Annotated in this window: 14 protein-coding genes; 5 read left to right on the forward strand and 9 right to left on the reverse strand. The window is 62.1% G+C overall.

Features of this window, described 5'->3' with window-relative positions; genetic code table 11:
* Nucleotides 1–8: 8 nt before the first annotated feature.
* The 4 genes from JQ558_RS01920 to JQ558_RS01935 are packed head-to-tail and all read right to left on the reverse strand — an operon-like array spanning nt 9 to nt 1,978.
* Nucleotides 9–404: a putative quinol monooxygenase gene (locus JQ558_RS01920; RefSeq protein ID WP_249119351.1), complete on the reverse strand. Its 396-nt coding sequence runs from the start codon at nt 402–404 to the stop codon at nt 9–11.
* A 25-nt stretch (nt 405–429) separates the two neighbouring features.
* The gene (locus JQ558_RS01925) at nt 430–807 is read right to left on the reverse strand and encodes a cyclophilin-like fold protein (protein ID WP_212206915.1); all 378 of its coding nucleotides are present in this window, start codon (nt 805–807) and stop codon (nt 430–432) included.
* The gene (locus JQ558_RS01930) at nt 804–1,196 is read right to left on the reverse strand and encodes a DUF1330 domain-containing protein (protein ID WP_212271945.1); all 393 of its coding nucleotides are present in this window, start codon (nt 1,194–1,196) and stop codon (nt 804–806) included. The genes JQ558_RS01925 and JQ558_RS01930 overlap by 4 nt, the downstream gene beginning before the upstream one ends.
* Nucleotides 1,197–1,216: 20 nt before the next feature.
* The gene (locus tag JQ558_RS01935) at nt 1,217–1,978 is read right to left on the reverse strand and encodes a carboxymuconolactone decarboxylase family protein (protein ID WP_212292680.1); all 762 of its coding nucleotides are present in this window, start codon (nt 1,976–1,978) and stop codon (nt 1,217–1,219) included.
* A 1,094-nt stretch (nt 1,979–3,072) separates the two neighbouring features.
* Here JQ558_RS01935 and JQ558_RS01940 point away from each other — a divergent pair.
* The 4 genes from JQ558_RS01940 to JQ558_RS01955 all read left to right on the forward strand — a co-directional run bounded on the left by JQ558_RS01940 (nt 3,073) and on the right by JQ558_RS01955 (nt 10,717).
* Entirely contained in the window at nt 3,073–4,467 is a 1,395-nt protein-coding gene (locus tag JQ558_RS01940) for a CoA transferase (protein ID WP_212292681.1), read from the forward strand.
* A 139-nt stretch (nt 4,468–4,606) separates the two neighbouring features.
* On the forward strand, nt 4,607–5,854 hold the full coding sequence (locus JQ558_RS01945) for an efflux RND transporter periplasmic adaptor subunit (RefSeq protein ID WP_212292682.1): 1,248 nt from the start codon (nt 4,607–4,609) through the stop codon (nt 5,852–5,854).
* Nucleotides 5,855–5,888: 34 nt separating this feature from the next.
* Entirely contained in the window at nt 5,889–9,011 is a 3,123-nt protein-coding gene (locus tag JQ558_RS01950) for an efflux RND transporter permease subunit (RefSeq protein WP_212292683.1), read from the forward strand.
* 107 nt (nt 9,012–9,118) lie between these two features.
* Nucleotides 9,119–10,717, forward strand: coding sequence for an FAD-binding protein (locus JQ558_RS01955; RefSeq protein WP_212292684.1), 1,599 nt, complete (start codon nt 9,119–9,121; stop codon nt 10,715–10,717).
* On the opposite strand, the gene JQ558_RS01960 is transcribed toward JQ558_RS01955, so the two are convergent.
* The 5 genes from JQ558_RS01960 to JQ558_RS01980 all read right to left on the reverse strand — a co-directional run bounded on the left by JQ558_RS01960 (nt 10,712) and on the right by JQ558_RS01980 (nt 15,122).
* The gene (locus JQ558_RS01960; protein ID WP_212205289.1) at nt 10,712–10,963 is read right to left on the reverse strand and encodes a hypothetical protein; all 252 of its coding nucleotides are present in this window, start codon (nt 10,961–10,963) and stop codon (nt 10,712–10,714) included. The two genes, JQ558_RS01955 and JQ558_RS01960, sit on opposite strands and share 6 nt — an antisense overlap.
* An 82-nt stretch (nt 10,964–11,045) precedes the next feature.
* The gene (locus tag JQ558_RS01965; RefSeq protein WP_212292685.1) at nt 11,046–12,146 is read right to left on the reverse strand and encodes a hypothetical protein; all 1,101 of its coding nucleotides are present in this window, start codon (nt 12,144–12,146) and stop codon (nt 11,046–11,048) included.
* Nucleotides 12,139–12,561, reverse strand: a complete 423-nt coding sequence (locus tag JQ558_RS01970) for a hypothetical protein (RefSeq protein ID WP_212205293.1) — start codon at nt 12,559–12,561, stop codon at nt 12,139–12,141. Before JQ558_RS01970 ends, JQ558_RS01965 begins: the two co-directional genes overlap by 8 nt.
* A gap of 34 nt (nt 12,562–12,595) precedes the next feature.
* The gene (locus JQ558_RS01975) at nt 12,596–13,567 is read right to left on the reverse strand and encodes an alpha/beta fold hydrolase (protein WP_212292686.1); all 972 of its coding nucleotides are present in this window, start codon (nt 13,565–13,567) and stop codon (nt 12,596–12,598) included.
* Between the two features lie 136 nt (nt 13,568–13,703).
* Complete coding sequence (locus JQ558_RS01980) at nt 13,704–15,122, reverse strand: TolC family outer membrane protein (RefSeq protein WP_212271953.1); 1,419 nt, start codon at nt 15,120–15,122, stop codon at nt 13,704–13,706.
* Between the two features lie 238 nt (nt 15,123–15,360).
* On the opposite strand from JQ558_RS01980, the gene JQ558_RS01985 reads away from it, so the two are divergent.
* Nucleotides 15,361–17,211: an acetyl-CoA hydrolase/transferase C-terminal domain-containing protein gene (locus JQ558_RS01985; protein ID WP_212292687.1), complete on the forward strand. Its 1,851-nt coding sequence runs from the start codon at nt 15,361–15,363 to the stop codon at nt 17,209–17,211.
* The last annotated feature ends 66 nt before the right edge of the window (nt 17,212–17,277 follow it).

The raw sequence follows: 17,277 nt of genomic DNA on the forward strand, positions 1-17,277 counted from the left end.
ATCGCCTGTTACTTCGCCTGGCTGCCGAGCACGACCGGGTCCACCGGGATCAACTTCAGCGATTTGACCATCTTCTCGACGGTCGCCTTGTACTTCAGGAAGTGAGGTGCTTGCAGGTGAGCAAGATAAGCTTCGCGGTCCCGGTAAATCTCGAACACCGTGATCTGGCTGGGATTATCCTTGTTGGATACCGAATAGAGAACAAGCACACCCGGCTCCAGCCGGATGGCGGCTTCGATCTGTTCGGCCACGGCAGATTTGTAGCTATCGAGCTGGGCCGGATCGACGACGATTTCGGCGATCTGGATATGTTGCTTTGATTTTTCCTCACTCATGGCGGACGCTCCCGACAGCACCAACAGCAGGGCCGTCACACCAAAGATCAGGGATTGCTTGACGCTCATTGTTCACCCCTCCCACACGCTTCACTCATGACCGTTTGATGGTGGCACTTATCGCGCCTCGCACAGAGAGAGCTTCCACTCCCGCCTTGACCTTGCCAATAACGATCAGGCCGGGCGCCGGAATGCGTTCTCCATCATGGCGATAGAAGATCGCCACGTCCGGCCCGGGAGGCCAATAGCCAATGGTCCCCACCGCGTAATCATGTGTGCGCTTGCCTCGTTCGGAAATCGCCCTTGGCAACGCTGCAAACTTCTCGCGCCGGAAAAGATCGTTCATGGAAAGCGTGAGCGGCAACAGGGATGCGAAATCCCGCGCCGCGTCGCTGTCGGCCAGGGTTGCCTCAATCGACGTGTCGCCAATGATGATGCGCACGCAGGCTTCTGCGCTTGTATCTTTGCTCATCGCACCTCCGGCGCACCCTCAACGATATAGACACGGGATTTCGCCGATTGAAGACGGATCGGCCTGATCGCACGATAGGCCGGCGAGTCATACCAGGCTTGTGCCAGTGCCATGCTGTCGAAGGCGATCATGACAATGCGTTTGGGCTGATCGCCTTCCAGGGACGCGGTTTGTCCGCCGCGCACGATATAGCGGCCAGTAAACGGCGCAAACGTCGCTTCTACCTGCTGGCTGTAGGGTTTGATGCCTTCGGGATCGCTGAGCTCGAATTCGGAAATGTAAAAGGCAGGTCGCTTGGGCTGGCTTTGCGTTTGAGCAAAGACCGCTCCGAATGTGCCGATCGCTACGGAAGCGACGGCCGCAAGCAGCGCAGTTGTTGTCGTTGTCATGTCAGCTCTCTTGCAACGCGTCAGCGCGCTCGCTTTTCAAACACGTCCTTGGCCACCGGCATCGCAGAGAACACGTTGGGCCAGCCCGCATAAAAGGCGAGATGCGTCATGGCTTCTGCGATCTCGGCCTGTGTCAGCCCGTTGTTTATCCCTATGGTGACGTGGCCGGTGAGCTGGGCGACCTGTCCGGAGGCAACCAGCGAGCTGATCGTGACAAGGCTCCGGTCGCGCGGCGCAAGCCCCGGCCGCAGCCACAGATCGCGGAAGAGGACATCGGTGGTGTACTGCGTAACACCCGGGAAGACCGCGCCATAAAGCTCGCCAACGCGTTTCGCGCGATCCGCTTCGGCAGTTTCGTTGAGGGCAAGTAGTTTTGGCATTGCCGGGGAAAGCTGCTCTGCTGCGATTTTCCGAACGGCAAACACTTCCCTGGCGACCGCGACCGCCTGCATCGCGTTGCCCCAGCCCGCGTAGAATGCCAGATGGGTCACGATTTCGGAGATTTCAGATGGCTTGACGCCGTTATCGAGCGCGAAGCTGAGATACTCCGGCATCTCGGTGGTTTGATTGCGCGCAATCAGTGCGGCAAGCGTTGCGATACTGCGATCACGGACGCTGAGGCCGGGACGCTTCCACAGATCGCCGAATAGCGTTTCCTGCCGGTATTTTTCAAGCGCAGGCGCTACAGACGCCACATCAGCACGCGCTTTGGTCGGGTCAGCTACTGCCATGGATGACGCAAATAAGGACAGTGACGCAAGTGTCATGGCAAGAACCTTCATATGATCTCCTGTGGTTGTCGGGATTTCGTGCGTTCACGCACGTTGAATTACGAAGAAGCATGGCGGCGGCCCGCCGCGCAGAGAACAACCATCGCGCGAGCGGTGATGGCTGTGTGATGAAGCATGGACCCAATCTAGGGCTTCCGACACCATGCGATTAGCCTGCTAAATGTGCATGGACTTATCGGTCCAGCGCAATAATCAGCATAGGCTGAGGATGCCTGTCTCTGTTCCTTCGCGCCGCGAACTGAGTCGCCTCGCGCGCAACCACGATATGGATGCGGTGGGTGCGACAAATCAACCCGACGGGCAAATCAGTTCTGATTTACGGAAATCATGTCAAGTCGAAAATTTACGAAAATCAAAAATATTTCGCTTTCCTTCCACCCAAATCACCGGCACATTCTCGCCATCCCGTCCCACTCAGAGGGGCGCGTTGGCCATCGTCACAACGAGGGGCGGGTCGCGGTGGACGCCTGGTTCACGTCTGACGACGGCGTGGATTAAGCGTACGGCAAAACCGTGTGGTCCTGGCGCCCGTTGCAGGCGTCAAGCTGTCGGAGAAGCGTGAGCGGAAACGGCAGTGACGGAGTCAACCAAGAACTCGTCTCCGGGGAGAGCACGGCATAAGCCGTAAAGCCATTGCGCGGGGAATGTCGGGTGTCCTCCGCTGCCCTGTATGCTCGTGTGCAGCTTTCTTTGCACTATTCGCACACGAGACCGCGGGTGCAGCGCGCACCCGGTCTTCCCTGCGCCCTCTGTATTTAGGGCAAGGAAATGAATGGCAAAGCTCGGGCGCAATGCGCCGCGAGAATGCGAAACTGCGTTTGGATGATGGTCGCACAACACATACCGCTGTCGTCCCGGCCTTGAGCCGGGACCCATACGCCGCGGCCCATCGGTAAAACGCTGGTGTCAAATGCCTTCTGCAACAATGAGCATCACGCGGTATGGGTCCCGGCTCAAGGCCGGGACGACAGACTACTCCGGCACCGCACCGACCAGCGGCCACCCGGCCTTCCAGTTTAAGGCGGCCATTGCAACTCCTTTTGAGGTCGGGCAGAGCTTTTGAAACGTAGGGAAGAGAGACGGCCATGCAAAGCCCGCGTGAAATTCTCGGCGATATCTGGACGTCGGCCGGCGGCGAAGCTTCCGCGCTCGATGCCGTCAAGCTGACCGGCGAAGAGCCGCAACTGCCGTCGTCGTTTCGCGTCGGCGCCGCGGCGCAGGCCAGCGTTGCCGCGACCGGCCTTGCCGCTGCCGAAATCTGGAAGTTGCGCAGCGGGCAATCGCAGGACGTTACCATCGACATGCGCCACGCCGTGGTCGAATGCCGCTCCGAACGTTATCTGCGCGTCGACGACAAGCCGCCGCCGCCGGCCTGGGACGCGATCGCCGGCGTCTACAAAACAGGCAATGCGCGCTTCGTGAGGCTGCACACCAATTTCCCGCATCACCGCGACGCCGTCTGCAAGGTGTTGAACTGCAAGCCGGAGCGCGACGAGGTGCAGGCCGCGCTGATGCAATGGGATGGCGAGGCGTTCGAGACCGCGGCCTATGCCGCTGGCGGCGTGGTGTCGATGATGCGTTCGCATGACGAATGGTCCGCCACGCCGCACGCCAGGGCGCTTGCCGGATTGCCTCTGATCACAATCGAGAAGATCGGCGATGCCGCACCAAAACCGTGGCCGAAAGGCAATCGGCCGCTTGCCGGCATTCGCGTGCTCGATCTGTCGCGCGTGATCGCAGGTCCCGTCGCGGGCCGCACGCTCGCCGCCCACGGCGCCGACGTGCTGTTGATCTCAGGTCCAAATCTGCCGGCGATTCCCTGGCTCACCATCGATACCGGGCGCGGCAAGCTGACGAGTTTTGTCGAACTCAAAAGCGAACAAGGCCGCGAGGTGTTTCGCAATCTATTGACGCAGGCCGATACTGTTTCGCAGGGCTATCGGCCGCGCGCGATCGCCGGCCTCGGCTTTGCACCGGAAGAGGCGGCCCGTATTCGTCCGGGGATCGTCTATGTGACGCTGTCCGCCTATGGTCATGAAGGTCCCTGGGCGGAGCGCCGCGGTTTCGACTCGCTGGTGCAGACGTCCACGGGCTTCAACCATGCCGAAGGGCAGGCGGCCGGAATCGACGGGCCGAAAGAACTGCCGGCGCAGATACTGGACCACGCCACCGGTTACCTCATGGCGTTCGGCGCCATGATGGCCAAGGCGCGGCAGTCGCGCGAAGGCGGCAGCTGGCACGTTCGGGTGTCGCTGGCGCAGACCGGTCGGTGGCTGTGGAATCTCGGTCGCGTTGCCGATGGCTTCAAGACCGGGGATTTGAATGGGGAAACCGTGATGCCTTTCGAGAAGGTGGCTTCCGGCTTTGGTGCCCTGCGGTCGGTCCGGCACGCGGCGCTGTTGTCGAAAACCCCGGCGTTCTGGGCTCGCCCGGCGATGCCGCTCGGCAGCCACCCGCCGCAATGGCCGGCGCGCGAGTAGATATTTTCAGCCGGCGTTCAGGCCGACCTCCCCAAATTTTAACGGCTGTCTTCGTTTTTTCGCTTGTTTGGAACTCCGATTAGGCACTATTAGCGCAGGGTGAGGCAAATTGTCGCCATTGCTGAGTTGAACAGACCGCATGCGTAACAAATTGATTGAGCAATTACAGCTATTTAGCCGACGACGACCGGCGGTATTGATCGCCGCGCTCCTGCTTGCAGGCGCGGGCGTCTATGGATTCGTGCAGTTCAACGGAACCGCGCCCAGGCATTCCGAGGTGTCGAGCCAGTCCCGCAAGGGAGGACAGCAGCGCTACAAGCTGTCGCCGGCCGAATGGGCCAGCCTGACCATCCAGCCCGTTGCCACGCGGGGCTTCCGGGCCGAGCACGTCACCGAAGGCAAGATTGCGATCGATGAGGATCGCTCGACGCCGGTGTTCTCGCCCTATGCCGGCCGGGTCACCCGGCTTCTGGTCCGGCCCGGCGATAATGTCGTCAAGGGTCAGCCGCTGTTCGTGATCGAGGCTGCCGACAACGTGCAGGCGCAGAACGATTTCATCGGCGCAATGAGCGCCATGAACAAGGCCAAGTCCGCGCTCGATCTGGCGCAACTGCAGGGCCAGCGCGCCAAGGATCTGTTCGAAGGCAAGGCCGTTCCGCTCAAGGATTATCAGCAGAGCCAGGCGACGCTGATCCAGGCGCAGAACGACATGCGCTCCTCGCAGACGGCGATGGAAGCGGCGCGCAACAAGCTGCGCATTCTCGGCCTCACCGACGAGGACATCGCGACCTTCCAGGAAAAGGGCCGCATCAATCCGGAAACCACCATCTTCGCGCCGATCGCCGGCACCGTGGTCCAGCGCAAGATCGGCCCCGGCCAGTATGTGAATTCCGGCGCCAGCGATCCGGTCTATGTCATTGGCGATCTCTCCACCGTCTGGATGGTCGCCTTCGTGCGCGAGACCGACGCCGCCAATGTTGCGGTCGGGCAGGACGTCACGTTCAACGTGCTGGCGTTGCCGAAACAGGCGCTGTCGGCGCGCGTCAATTACGTTTCCACCGCGATCGATCCGGCGACGCGCCGGCTCTTGGTGCGCGCCACCGTCGACAACACCAACGGCGTGCTCAAGCCGGAAATGTTCGCCAATGTGACGATCTATTCGGCGGGCGATCACCCGGCGGTCGGGGTGCCGAAAACGGCGCTGATCTACGAGGGGGACCAGGTCCGGATCTGGGTCGCGCATGAGGACCACACGATCGAACTCCGCCAGATCAAGGCGGGCCTTGCCAACGGCGATCTCGTCGAAGTGATCGGCAATCTGAAGCCCGGCGAGCTGATCGTGACAAAGGGCGCGCTGTTCATCGACCGGGCCGCGTCCGGCAGCTGATCTCCCGCTCTACTCACTGAAAGCTTCGATCTGGATGGATCGCCTCGTCGCCCTTGCCGTCAACCGCCGCTATTTAATGGTCGGCATGTTCGTCGCGGTGATGGTCGGCGGCCTGATCGCGTTCAGGCAGCTCAACATCGAGGCCTATCCCGACCCGACCCCGCCGATGGTCGACATCGTGACGCAAAGTCCGGGCCTGTCGTCGGAAGAGATCGAACGCTACATCACGATCCCGATCGAGACCCAGGTCGCCGGCATCAAGAACCTGCGCACCATCCGCACCATCTCGCTGTACGGCCTGTCCGACGTCAAACTGCAGTTCTCGTTCGACTACACCTATGATGAAGCGCTGCAGCAGGTGTTGAACCGGCTGTCGCAGCTCGCGCCCCTGCCGGGTAACGTGCAGCCCGGCATTTCGCCGCTCAGCCCGATCGGCGAAATCTACCGCTACCGGCTGAAGGGCCCGCCGAACTACAGCGTGCTCGATCTGAAGACGCTGCAGGACTGGGTGTTGCAGCGCCGCTTCCGCGCCGTGCCCGGCGTGATCGACGTCACCGGCTGGGGCGGCAAGACCAAGACCTATGAGCTGCAGGTCGATTTCAACAAGCTGGTCGCCAACGGCCTGACGCTGCCGCAGGTGCTGCAGGCGGTCAGCAACGCCAACATCAATGTCGGCGGCAACACCGTCAATATCGGCGCGCAATCCGCCGTGGTGCGCGGCGTCGGACTGATCCGCTCGATCGACGACCTCAACAACACCATGGTGTCGCAATCCGGCGGCAATCCGGTGCTGGTCAGCGACATCGCGCATGTCACGATAGGGGAGAAGCCGCGGCTTGGCATTGCCGGCCTCGACCAGGACGACGACATCGTGCAGGGCATCGTGCTGATGCGGCGCGGCGAACAGAGTGCGCCGACCATCACCCGCGTCGAGCAGCTGGTCGCGTCCATCAACAATTCCAGCATCCTGCCGCCGGGGGTCAAGATCGAGCGGATCTACGACCGCAAGGACCTGATCGACATCACCACCCACACCGTGCTGCACAACATGGTGGTCGGGATCATCCTGATCGTGCTGCTGCAATGGCTGTTCCTCGGCGATATCAGAAGCGCGCTGATCGTCGGGGCGACGATCCCATTCGCGCTGTTCTTCGCCGTCATCATCCTGGTGCTGCGCGGCGAATCCGCCAATCTGCTCTCGGTCGGTGCGATCGATTTCGGGCTGATCGTCGACGCCACCGTGATCATGGTGGAGGCGATCTTCCGCCGGCTGTCGCAGACCACGGCGTTGTCGGAAGCCGAGCGCAGCCAGATCTCCTTCGACACCACGATGGGAATGAAGAGCCACGCCATCCTGTCCGCATCCGCCGACGTGTCGCGTTCGATCTTCTTCGCCGCCGCCATCATCATCGCCGCCTTCCTGCCGCTGTTCACGCTGAGCGGCGTCGAAGGCAACATCTTCGGGCCGATGGCACGGACCTATGCCTATGCATTGGCGGGCGGCTTGCTGGCGACCTTCACCGTCACGCCGGCGCTGAGTGCCATCATCCTGCCCTCGCATATGGAGCACACCGAAACCTGGATCATGCGGCAACTCGACCGGCTCTATCTGCCGGTGCTGCGATGGGCGGTCGCCAACCGCCGGATCGTGATGGCCGGCGCTGCGGTCCTCGCGATCACGACCATCGTGTTCGCGCGGCTGCTCGGGCTGGAATTCCTGCCCAAGCTGGAAGAGGGCAATCTGTGGATCAGAGCCACGCTGCCGCCGACCATCTCGCTGCAGGAAGGCAATACCTACGTCAACGAGATGCGGAAGCTGATCCGCAGCCGCCCCGAAGTGGAATCGGTGGTCTCGCAGCACGGCCGCCCCGACGACGGCACCGACGCCGCGGGCCTGTTCAATGCCGAATTCTTCGCGCCGTTGAAGCCCGCCAGAGAATGGCCCAACACCCATGACAAGGACGAACTGACCGCGCAATTGCTGGCGCAGTTGCAGGAAAAATTCCCCGGCGTCGAGTTCAACTTCTCGCAATATCTGCAGGATAACGTCTCGGAGGCGGTGTCGGGCGTCAAGGGCGAGAACTCGATCAAGCTATATGGCAACGATCTGCAGGCGCTGACCGACACCGCCAACAAGATCAAGTCCGTCCTCGCCACCGTGCAGGGCGTGACGGATCTGGCGGTATTCACCTCGCTCGGTCAGCCCACGATCCAGATCGATGTCGATCGCGCGCGGGCGGCGCGCTACGGCCTGTCGCCCGGCGATATCAACGCCACCATCAAGGTCGCGGTCGGCGGCGACAGCGCCGGCGACATCTATGAACCCGGCAGCGACCGGCATTTCCCGATCATCGTTCGTCTCGCCCCGGAATATCGCAAGAGCGCCGAGGCGATTCATAATTTGCGGATCGGCGCCCCGGGCCCGAATGGCACCATCACGCAGATCCCGCTCAGCGAGGTCGCCTCGATCAATCTGATCTCGGGCGCCGCCTATATCTACCGCGAAGGGCAGGAGCGCTATCTTCCGATCAAGTTCTCGGTCCGCGAGCGCGACCTCGGCAGCGCGATCCGGGAAGCGCAGGACAAGGTCGCCGCGCAGGTGCAGCTGCCGCCGGGATCGCGGGTCGAGTGGGTCGGCGAATTCGGCAATCTGCAGGACGCCATCAAGCGGCTGTCGATCGTGGTCCCGATCAGCCTGGCGCTGATCGCGGTGCTGCTGTTCTTCAATTTCGGTTCGATGGTCGACACACTATTGGCGATGAGCGTGATCCCGATGGCGATCTTCGGCGGCGTGCTCGGGCTCTTGATCTCAGGGATTCCGTTCAGCGTGTCGGCGGCGATCGGCTTCATCGCGCTGTTCGGCATCGCTGTCATGGACGGCATCATCATCCTGTCGCAGTACAATCAATTGATCGACGAAGGCTATGAGCGGATGCGTGCCGTGATCCGCACCGGCGAATTGCAATTGCGGCCGGTGCTGATGACCTGCGTCGTGGCCGGCGTCGGGCTGCTGCCGGCGGCGCTGTCGGCGGGGATCGGCTCGCAGGTGCAAAAGCCGCTGGCGGTGGTGGTCGTCACCGGCATGATGCTGGCGCCAATCGTCATCCTGATCACGCTGCCGGTGCTCATCTCGGTGTTCTCAAGGAGGGCGCGTTAAAACGGATTTGTCGTTCCGTAAAATCAGTACGTTATCGAACCATAAGCTCGGCCATTTGACTAATTATCCACCTGCCGGGACTATCGGACATCACCTGGAATCAATTCATGCGAAAATTTTCACAGAAGTTCAAAACCGGGGCGTCCGTCGCCGCGGTGGTCGTGGTGCTGTTTGGGGTTTACGGCTACCGCAAACTGCAGGCTCTTGCCGCCGATCCCAGCGGCGAAAAGGATTGCGGACCGGCGGTGGGGGGTGGCGAGCAGGCCAAAATCGATCTGGAGCGGATCAAGGCGATCGCACCGCTGAAAGACGTAAAATGGTCGCAGCTCGGTGGCAGCATCAATGATGCCAGCTGTCTCAACAAGACCGAAATCTACGGCGTGGTTGACGTGCGCAGCGTCGACGACATCACCAAAACGCTGACGTTTGCGCGCGACAACAAGCTCTCGGTCACGACCGCCGGCGTGCGCCACAGCATGGGCGGGCAGGCGTTCCGCAAGGGCGGCATCGTGCTGGACATGCGCGGCTTCAACAAGGTCGTGCTCAACGCGAACCGGCGATCCATCACCGTGCAGCCGGGCGCGACCTGGCACGACATCCAGAACCTGCTGCACCCGCGCTTTGCGGTGCGCGCGATGCAGTCGACCGATATTTTCAGCGTCGGCGGTTCGATCTCGGTCAATGCCCACGGCATGGACCATCAGGCCGGTGCGCTCCGCAAATCGATCAAGTCGATGCGCGTGATGCTGGCGGATGGCACGTTGCGCACGGTGTCGGAAACCGAGAACAAGGAGTTGTTCAACCTCGTGGTCGGCGGCTATGGCCTGTTCGGCGTGATCGTCGAGGCCGAACTCGATATCGCCGACAATCTGGTTTACCAGACCGGACGCCGCATCATGGACTACAAGGAGTTTCCGGGGCTGTTCGCCAGGGAGATCGAGAAGGATGCCAGTATCGGCCTGATGTACGGCCACCTCTCGACCGCGCCGAGCAGCTTCCTGCAGGAATTGCTGCTCTATACCTACACCAAGGTCGACGGATCAGATTTCAAGCGCGAACCGCTTGGCGAGGTCTCGGGCACCAAGCTGCGGCGGCTGACGATCAACCTGTCCAAGCAGGGCCCGCTGTTCCAGGAAATGAAGTGGCTGTCCGAGAAGCACATCGAGCACCGGATGGAAACCTGCACGGTGACGCGGGCGCAGGCGATCGGCTCGGCGGAAGCCTGTCTCGTCAACCGCAACGACCCGATGCATGACTCGGTGCCGTATTTGCGCAACGCGCTGCCCAACGACACCGACATCCTGCATGAATATTTCATCCCGCGCAGCCAGTTCGTCTCCTTTGTCGACGGCATGCGCAAGGTGCTGACCGACAACAAGACCAATTTGCTGAATGCCTCGGTGCGCATCGTGCATCAGGAAGACAACTTCCTGACCTATTCTCCGGAGCCGGCATTCTCGCTGGTGCTCTACATCAACCAGACCACGGATGATGAAGGCAACAAGCGGATGAAGAAGGCGACCGAAGAGCTGATCGATCTCACGATCGCGCACAAGGGCCGGTTTTTCCTGCCCTACCAGCTCTATTATTCGAAGGATCAGTTGCAGCGGTCCTATCCGGAGATCAACGACTTCTTCGCTGCGAAGAAGAAATACGATCCGACGGAGCTGTTTACGAATACGTTCTATCAGAAGTATGCGTCATAATTGCGCGACGCGCCTGGGCGGCAGGCCGCTGCAGCCGCCGGCTTGCTCCGCATCCAGCACCAATAGCGCGCCCGCGGCATAGAGGCGGGCGACGAAGCCGGCATCGTCGGAGCGCGCGAAGGTGACATAGTCGCTCGCCGCCAGCACGCGGCCGTTGGCCTTGGCGATGATGGCCAGCGCCTGCGCCGGCGGGCCGATGATGGCCATGGACTTGCCCGGCGCCGATCCGAAGGTGAGAGCGACCACAATCACAAGCCAACCGCATACCACGAGTGCGCAAGCGCCCGCGATCCGGCGTAATGGCCGCAACGTGCGATGATGTGGCGTTTCAGTAATCATAGAAATGCTCGATGCTCACGCCCCTGGCCTTGAGGTCGCGGTTGATATCGACGAGACGGTCGATCCTAGCCTTCAGGCCGGCCCTGCGAAAGCCGGGTTTGCCGTCAAGCTCCAGTGAAAACAGTTCCGTGGTCCCTTTGACGTCAAGCTTGGCGGCATCCGGTGCGATCACGGTAATCAGGATTTCATGGTTACCGGCGATCTCGGCAAGGGCATATCCCTGATCCAGGAGGCTCTGCAGGATTTCGGTGAAATCCTTGTAGCGCGGCGTCTGCACCAGCTGCCATTGCGGCGTCAGCGCGCGGATCGGTTTGATACGCGGCTCCTTCGCCAGCACCGCCGGCGGCAACGTTGCGACCGCGAACATGATGTCGCGCGGCTCGTCGTCGCCACCGGCATCGAGCGCCTTCTGGATCAGCGCGGCGTAACCAACCTTGAGGTAGTATTCGGTGCCGAGCGCGAAGCTGCGCTCCCATGTTCGCAGCGGGCTATCGGTCCGCGCCGAGATCACCATCAAGCCATCGAGCTTCTCGCGGAACGGAAATTTGAACCAGGGGACGGTGTAAAGAAACGCCGCGTAGTCCTGCAGTACCTTGCGCGCGTACAGGTCTTGCGGGGTCCGTTCCTCGCCCCGAATCCATTCGAACACACGGCCGATGGTGTTCTCGTAAAATCCCTTGATCGCGTATTCGATTGAGTAGCTGACGCCGATGACATAGATCATGGTCTTGACTTCGGTGAGCGATTCACCGGTCGGCGGCACCGCCTGATTGATGGTGCAGAAGCTGCGCCAGAATCCGAAAATGTGTCCGAGATAATTGAAATGGCTTTCGCTGGAGCGGTCGAGGAAGCGGCCGAAATCCTCGAACGAATAGACGATGTACCATTCGGGAAAGGTGAAGAACGTGTTGTTCTGCTTGCGCTGGTAGCGCGGCTCGTTGATCGCAGGCAGCGGCACCGACGGCGCAGGTGACGCCGAAGCTGACGAAGACGGGCGGCAGGTGCCCTCGATATAGGCGAGCGGCGCAAGCACGAACACCGCGATCAGGATCGCGATGACGACAGCAATGCGCCGCAGCCATTTAAGCATGAACGGCCGCTCGCGTCCGCGGCGCCAGCAGATAGCCGATCAGGATCGCAACGCCGCCGAGGGTGAGATGCGGCGCATTGGCGAAAAAGCGCGTCGCCAGCGGAAGGTTGAGCACGCCGTTGATCAGGATGCCGAAGTCGAGATAGCCCGAGCCGGTGAAGAGGCCGAGCAAGCCGTCGGCAAAGTAGAACGCGCCGAACAATTGGAAGAACAGTTCCGAGGCGCGGCGAGAGGTCAGCGCTGCCGCGAGCGCCCACAGCGCGGAAACCAGATGCAGCCCGTCGGCATACCAGGTGCGGCGGAACAGGCCGAAGATCATGTCGTTCTGATCGATGAAGGCAGGGATGTATCCGGTCAGGATCACGAAGCCGAGCAGGGCGGCGTAGCCCCAGGCGCACAATCTGATGATATCCATGATCCCTCCGGCCTGCTCGAATCTGTCCTCAAGTCTAGAGCTTTCCGAGCGCCTTGAGCAGGGCGTCGTTGAACAAAGCGGGGTCCTCGATTTGCGGAATATGGCCAAGACCCGGCAGCAGGGTGAGGGTGGTATCCGGCGGCAACAGCGTTCGCAGATCAAGCGCCTGCTCAACCGGCGTCGTGTTGTCCTTGTCACCCCACAGGATGGCGACGGGGAGCTTCACCCGTGCATATGCGGTGCGATCGGCACTCACGGCGTTGCGGTCGGCGCCGAGGAAGTAATATAGCCAGTCGGCGATGTCAGGGGTGGTGTCGCGCTGCGTCGTCGGCCGTTGCAGGATCGCGACGAATTCGGGCAGCGCGCGTTCCTTTTTCTCGATCAGGGATTCGAGCAGCGTCTTGGTTGCCACCGGATTGGTGATGGTCAGCGAAACCAGTATTTCGCGGATCCATTTCGGCTGGACGATCCATGGCGCGTCTGACGGCGGGGCCGTCAGTCCCAGCGCCGCATCTACCAGTACGAGGCCCCGCGCCCGGTCCGGATAGCGCATCACCAGTTCGGTCGCTGCACCGGCGCCAAAGGAATGGCCGACGATAATTGCTGGCCTGGATTTCAGATGGACGAGAACATCGTTGATGCGTGCAGCCTGATCCTCCCTTGTGTAGCTGCCCGGACGATCCGAAAATCCAAACGGCGGCAGGTCGAGCGCGATGACGCGAAAGCCGGCGGCGGCGAGCACGCCGGTCGTGTGGCGCCAGAGCTCGCTCCACGCCGCCGTGCCGTGAAACAGCACGACGGGAATTCCATCCGCCGGGCCCTTTTCCTGCACGAACACGCCACCGGTGCTGGTCGGCACCAGACGGCCCGATGGCGGCGCCAGTTCGGCGCGGGTGTGGGTTTCGCGGATCGATGCCGCCATCCGGAACGCCGTTATCGCGATCACGATCAGGACCAGGAACGCCAGCAGCGTCTTGCCCGACCAGCGCAGTATGTTTGAGATCACGAGGCCTCGCAGAAATGGATCGATTAAAATCGGGTGCAGTCAAATCAGCTCGAATTTTAAGCTAGTGTAGATTCCCGGCGATGAAAAATCGCGGACATGAACAGCGGGCAGTTAACACCGGCGACAAAGTTGCGAATTACTGCCCCGACGGCGTGCGCAGGCCATGCCAGGCGTCGCGCACCTGATGGTAATGCACTTCCGGCAGATAATCCGGCGTGTTGAGCCCCAGCGTCTTGACGTCGAGCCGGCCGATGGCGCTGAGCAGGGTGTAGGAGGCGATCACGCGGTCGCGTTGTGCGCCGATCAAACGCGCCTTCGCCAGGATCAGATCCTGCTGCGAGTTCAGCACGTCGACGGTGGTGCGCTGGCCGCCCGCCGCCTCGCGCTGCACGCCCTGCAAGGCGACCGTTGCAGCCCGCACTTCGGATTCGGAAGCGGACACCGCGACCTTGGCGCCTTCATTGGCAACCCAGGCGCCGACCGCCGCGGTGCGCGCCTGGTTGCGGACCTGGTCGAGCACCAGCCGGCTTTGGGCTGAGATTTCCTTGGCCTGCCGGGTCTGCGAGGCCGCCATGCCGCCATCGTAGATTGGCTGGTTGAGCTGGCCGGCTATCGAAGCCTGGTCGGTCCCGAAGGTGCCGAGCGTGGGATCCGACTGTTTGCTGCGGCTGACGCTGCCTTGCATCGTGATGGTCGGCATCAGGCTGCTTTCGGCGACGCGAATGCTGGTCGAGGCGACGTCGACGTCAAAGGCGGCCGCCATGACCGCCGGATGCTGTTGGAAGGCGAGACCGGTGGCGTCATCGCGGCTGCGCGGCAGATAGCGGTCGACGGTTTCGGCGAGGCTCAACTGCGTCGGCGCGTTGCCAATCACCTGGGTATAGGTGGCCTGGCTGATGGCCAACGCAACCTCGGCGGCGTTGAGGTCGGCGAGGCCACGGTTGAGGCGGGCTTCAGCCTGGGCAGTGTCGGTCGGCGTCACGTCACCGGCATTGAGGCGCTTCTGGGTGATGCCCAGCGTTTCCCGCAGGAACGCGACGTTGGAACGCTGCGCTGACACCAGCGACTGATTGGCCAGCACGTTGGTGTAGACGGTGACGGCATCGAGCAGCACGCCCTGGCCGACATTGCGCAGGGCCTCGCGGCCGGACGATACCTGCAGTTCCGCGACGCGGACGCTGTTGGCGGTCTTGAAGCCGTTGAACAGGGTCTGAGTCACCGTCACCCCGATGGTCCAGGGTTTCAAGCTCGCCGACTGCACGGTGTTGTCGGGCAGGAGATTGCGGACCGCCTGCAGGCCGGCGGTGAGGCTGGCGACGATCTGCGGCCGGTATCCCGCCAGCGCCTGCGGCACGCCTTCGTCGGTGGCCCGCTGGCGCGCGCGTTCGGCGTTGAGCTGCGGATTGGTCTGATAGGCCTTGGCCAGCGCATCCGGGAGGTTTTCGGCCTGGGCGCCTGCCGCGGCAAACGCCACGCAAATCACGACGCCAAGGCAAATGCCCGATCGAAGCACGCGCCTTGCAACGTGGCCAACTCTAGCGGCACGCCCAACCATTTGATCCCGCAACTACCCAAGGCCCATCCGCCCCCGCCGACGGCCACGTCACATCTACCTGTTTAGGGGGCGGTGCCGCCACTGGCAAACGGTCGCGCGACATCATCACAGGAATTCGGCGCTCGGCTGTTGCAGGTTCGTCACAGACGAAGTTCGGTAACAAATGCGTTATAGCTCGGAGCAGCCGGCGTCCTATTCCAGGGCTGTCGGCGTTTCATGACGCCGGATCCGCATTTTGATGCCGAAACTGTTTTCCGACCCCGAAGCGATCGCGGAAGATATCATCCGCGATGTCGGAACCAACCTCGTGGTCGGATTGCCGCTTGGGCTCGGCAAGGCCAACCACATCATCAATGCGCTCTATGCGCGTGCCGCGGCCGATCGCTCGATCAAGCTGACCTTGTTTTCCGCGCTGACGCTGGAAAAGCCGAGGCCGGGCAGCCTGCTTGAAAAGCGCTTCATCGGTCCTGTCATCGACCGGCTGTTCGGCGGCTATCCCGATTTGACCTACGCCGCCGCGCTGCATGCCGGCGCGCTGCCGCTCAACATCCAGGTAATTGAATTTTTCTTCCTCGCCGGAAAGTGGCTGCATGTACCGTATCCGCAGCAGCATTACATTTCTGCAAACTACACGCATGCCGCGTCCTATCTGCTGGCGCGCGGGCTCAATGTCGTCACCCAATTGGTGGCGAAGCGCGTGGAGGGTGGCGTCGCGCGCTACAGCCTGAGCTGCAACACCGACACCACGCTCGACATTTTGCGCGCCCGCGCCGAGGGCCGGGCGTCGTTCAGGCTGGTGGGCCAGGTCAATTCCGAACTGCCGTTCATGCCCGGCGCCGGCGATCTCGCGGGCGACGAATTCAGCGCGGTGCTCGACAGCCCCGAGACGGACTTCCCGCTGTTCGCGCCGCCGGCCGAGCCGATCAGCGACACCAAATACGCCATCGGCCTGCATGCCGCGGGTCTCGTGCCCGATGGCGGCACGCTACAGATCGGCATCGGGCAGGTCGGCGACGCGCTGGCGCAGGGCCTGATCGTTCGTCACCGCGACAATGCGCAATTCCACGCGGTCATGAAGCGGCTCGCGCCGGACCAAGCGGTGCCGCAGGCCGGACCGTTCGAGAAGGGGCTGTACGGCGTCAGTGAAATGCTGCTCGAGGCGTTTCTCGGCCTGATCGACGCCGGCGTACTCAAGCGCGAAGTCGATGGCGTGACGCTGCACGGCGCGTTTTTCCTCGGGCCGAAAGCGTTTTATCGCACGCTGCGCGAAATGCCGGCGGAACAGATCGCGCGCATCCAGATGATGCCGGTGTCGTTCACCAACCAGCTTTATGGCGACGAGGAAATCAAACGCCGCGCGCGCATCGATGCCCGTTTCGTCAACAATGCGATGATGGCAACCCTGATGGGCGCTGCGATTTCCGACGGCCTCGAAAACGGTCAGGTCGTGAGCGGTGTTGGGGGGCAGTATAATTTCGTGGCGCAGGCGTTCGCATTGCAGGGCGCGCGATCCGTCCTGGCTCTGGAATCGACCCGGCAGGCCGGTGCTAAGGCGCAATCCAACATCCTCTGGAACTACGGCCATCAGACCATTCCGCGGCATCTGCGCGATGTCTTCGTCACCGAATATGGCGTCGCCGACGTCAGAGGAAAATCCGATGCCGAAACCATCGCTGCGATGCTTGCCGTGACCGACTCCCGCTTCCAGGCCGAACTCGCAAAGGTCGCCAAGGATGCCGGCAAGCTGCCGAAGGATTTTGAAATTCCGCCCGCGCATCGCCGGAATTTTCCGGAAGCAATCGCGGCAGCGTTGAAGCCCGCGCGCGAGGCGGGCCTGCTGCCGTCGTTCCCGTTCGGCAGCGATTTTACGGAGACCGAACAGCGGCTGATCCCGGCCTTGCAATTGTTGCGGGAAGCGCAGCGCACGCCGCTGCGGTTACCCGGGCTGCTCTGGCAGGGAATGACGCAGCCGCCCGACACCGCGCGTCTCGAATGCCTGGCTCGACTAGGCCTCGACCGCCCGACGACATTTGTCGAGCGGGCCTATCGCGCGCTGGTGAATGCGGCGCTGGCAAGGAGCCACGAATAATCTCTACGTCGTCCCGGCCTTGAGCCGGGCCATAACCACCGATGCTGATTATTGTGCCTGGCTGTA

This window comes from Bradyrhizobium sp. AUGA SZCCT0160, from assembly GCF_018130105.1.
GTDB lineage: Bacteria > Pseudomonadota > Alphaproteobacteria > Rhizobiales > Xanthobacteraceae > Bradyrhizobium.

Bases quoted from the DNA above. Each gene is read 5' to 3' on its own strand.
- JQ558_RS01930 (WP_212271945.1), bottom strand. From the start codon at position 1,196: ATGACAACGACAACAACTGCGCTGCTTGCGGCCGTCGCTTCCGTAGCG.
- JQ558_RS01940 (WP_212292681.1), top strand. From the start codon at position 3,073: ATGCAAAGCCCGCGTGAAATTCTCGGCGATATCTGGACGTCGGCCGGC.
- JQ558_RS01965 (WP_212292685.1), bottom strand. From the start codon at position 12,146: ATGCTTAAATGGCTGCGGCGCATTGCTGTCGTCATCGCGATCCTGATC.
- JQ558_RS01955 (WP_212292684.1), top strand. From the start codon at position 9,119: ATGCGAAAATTTTCACAGAAGTTCAAAACCGGGGCGTCCGTCGCCGCG.
- JQ558_RS01945 (WP_212292682.1), top strand. From the start codon at position 4,607: ATGCGTAACAAATTGATTGAGCAATTACAGCTATTTAGCCGACGACGA.
- JQ558_RS01920 (WP_249119351.1), bottom strand. From the start codon at position 404: ATGAGCGTCAAGCAATCCCTGATCTTTGGTGTGACGGCCCTGCTGTTG.
- JQ558_RS01950 (WP_212292683.1), top strand. From the start codon at position 5,889: ATGGATCGCCTCGTCGCCCTTGCCGTCAACCGCCGCTATTTAATGGTC.
- JQ558_RS01970 (WP_212205293.1), bottom strand. From the start codon at position 12,561: ATGGATATCATCAGATTGTGCGCCTGGGGCTACGCCGCCCTGCTCGGC.
- JQ558_RS01985 (WP_212292687.1), top strand. From the start codon at position 15,361: ATGCCGAAACTGTTTTCCGACCCCGAAGCGATCGCGGAAGATATCATC.
- JQ558_RS01935 (WP_212292680.1), bottom strand. From the start codon at position 1,978: ATGAAGGTTCTTGCCATGACACTTGCGTCACTGTCCTTATTTGCGTCA.
- JQ558_RS01980 (WP_212271953.1), bottom strand. From the start codon at position 15,122: ATGGTTGGGCGTGCCGCTAGAGTTGGCCACGTTGCAAGGCGCGTGCTT.
- JQ558_RS01925 (WP_212206915.1), bottom strand. From the start codon at position 807: ATGAGCAAAGATACAAGCGCAGAAGCCTGCGTGCGCATCATCATTGGC.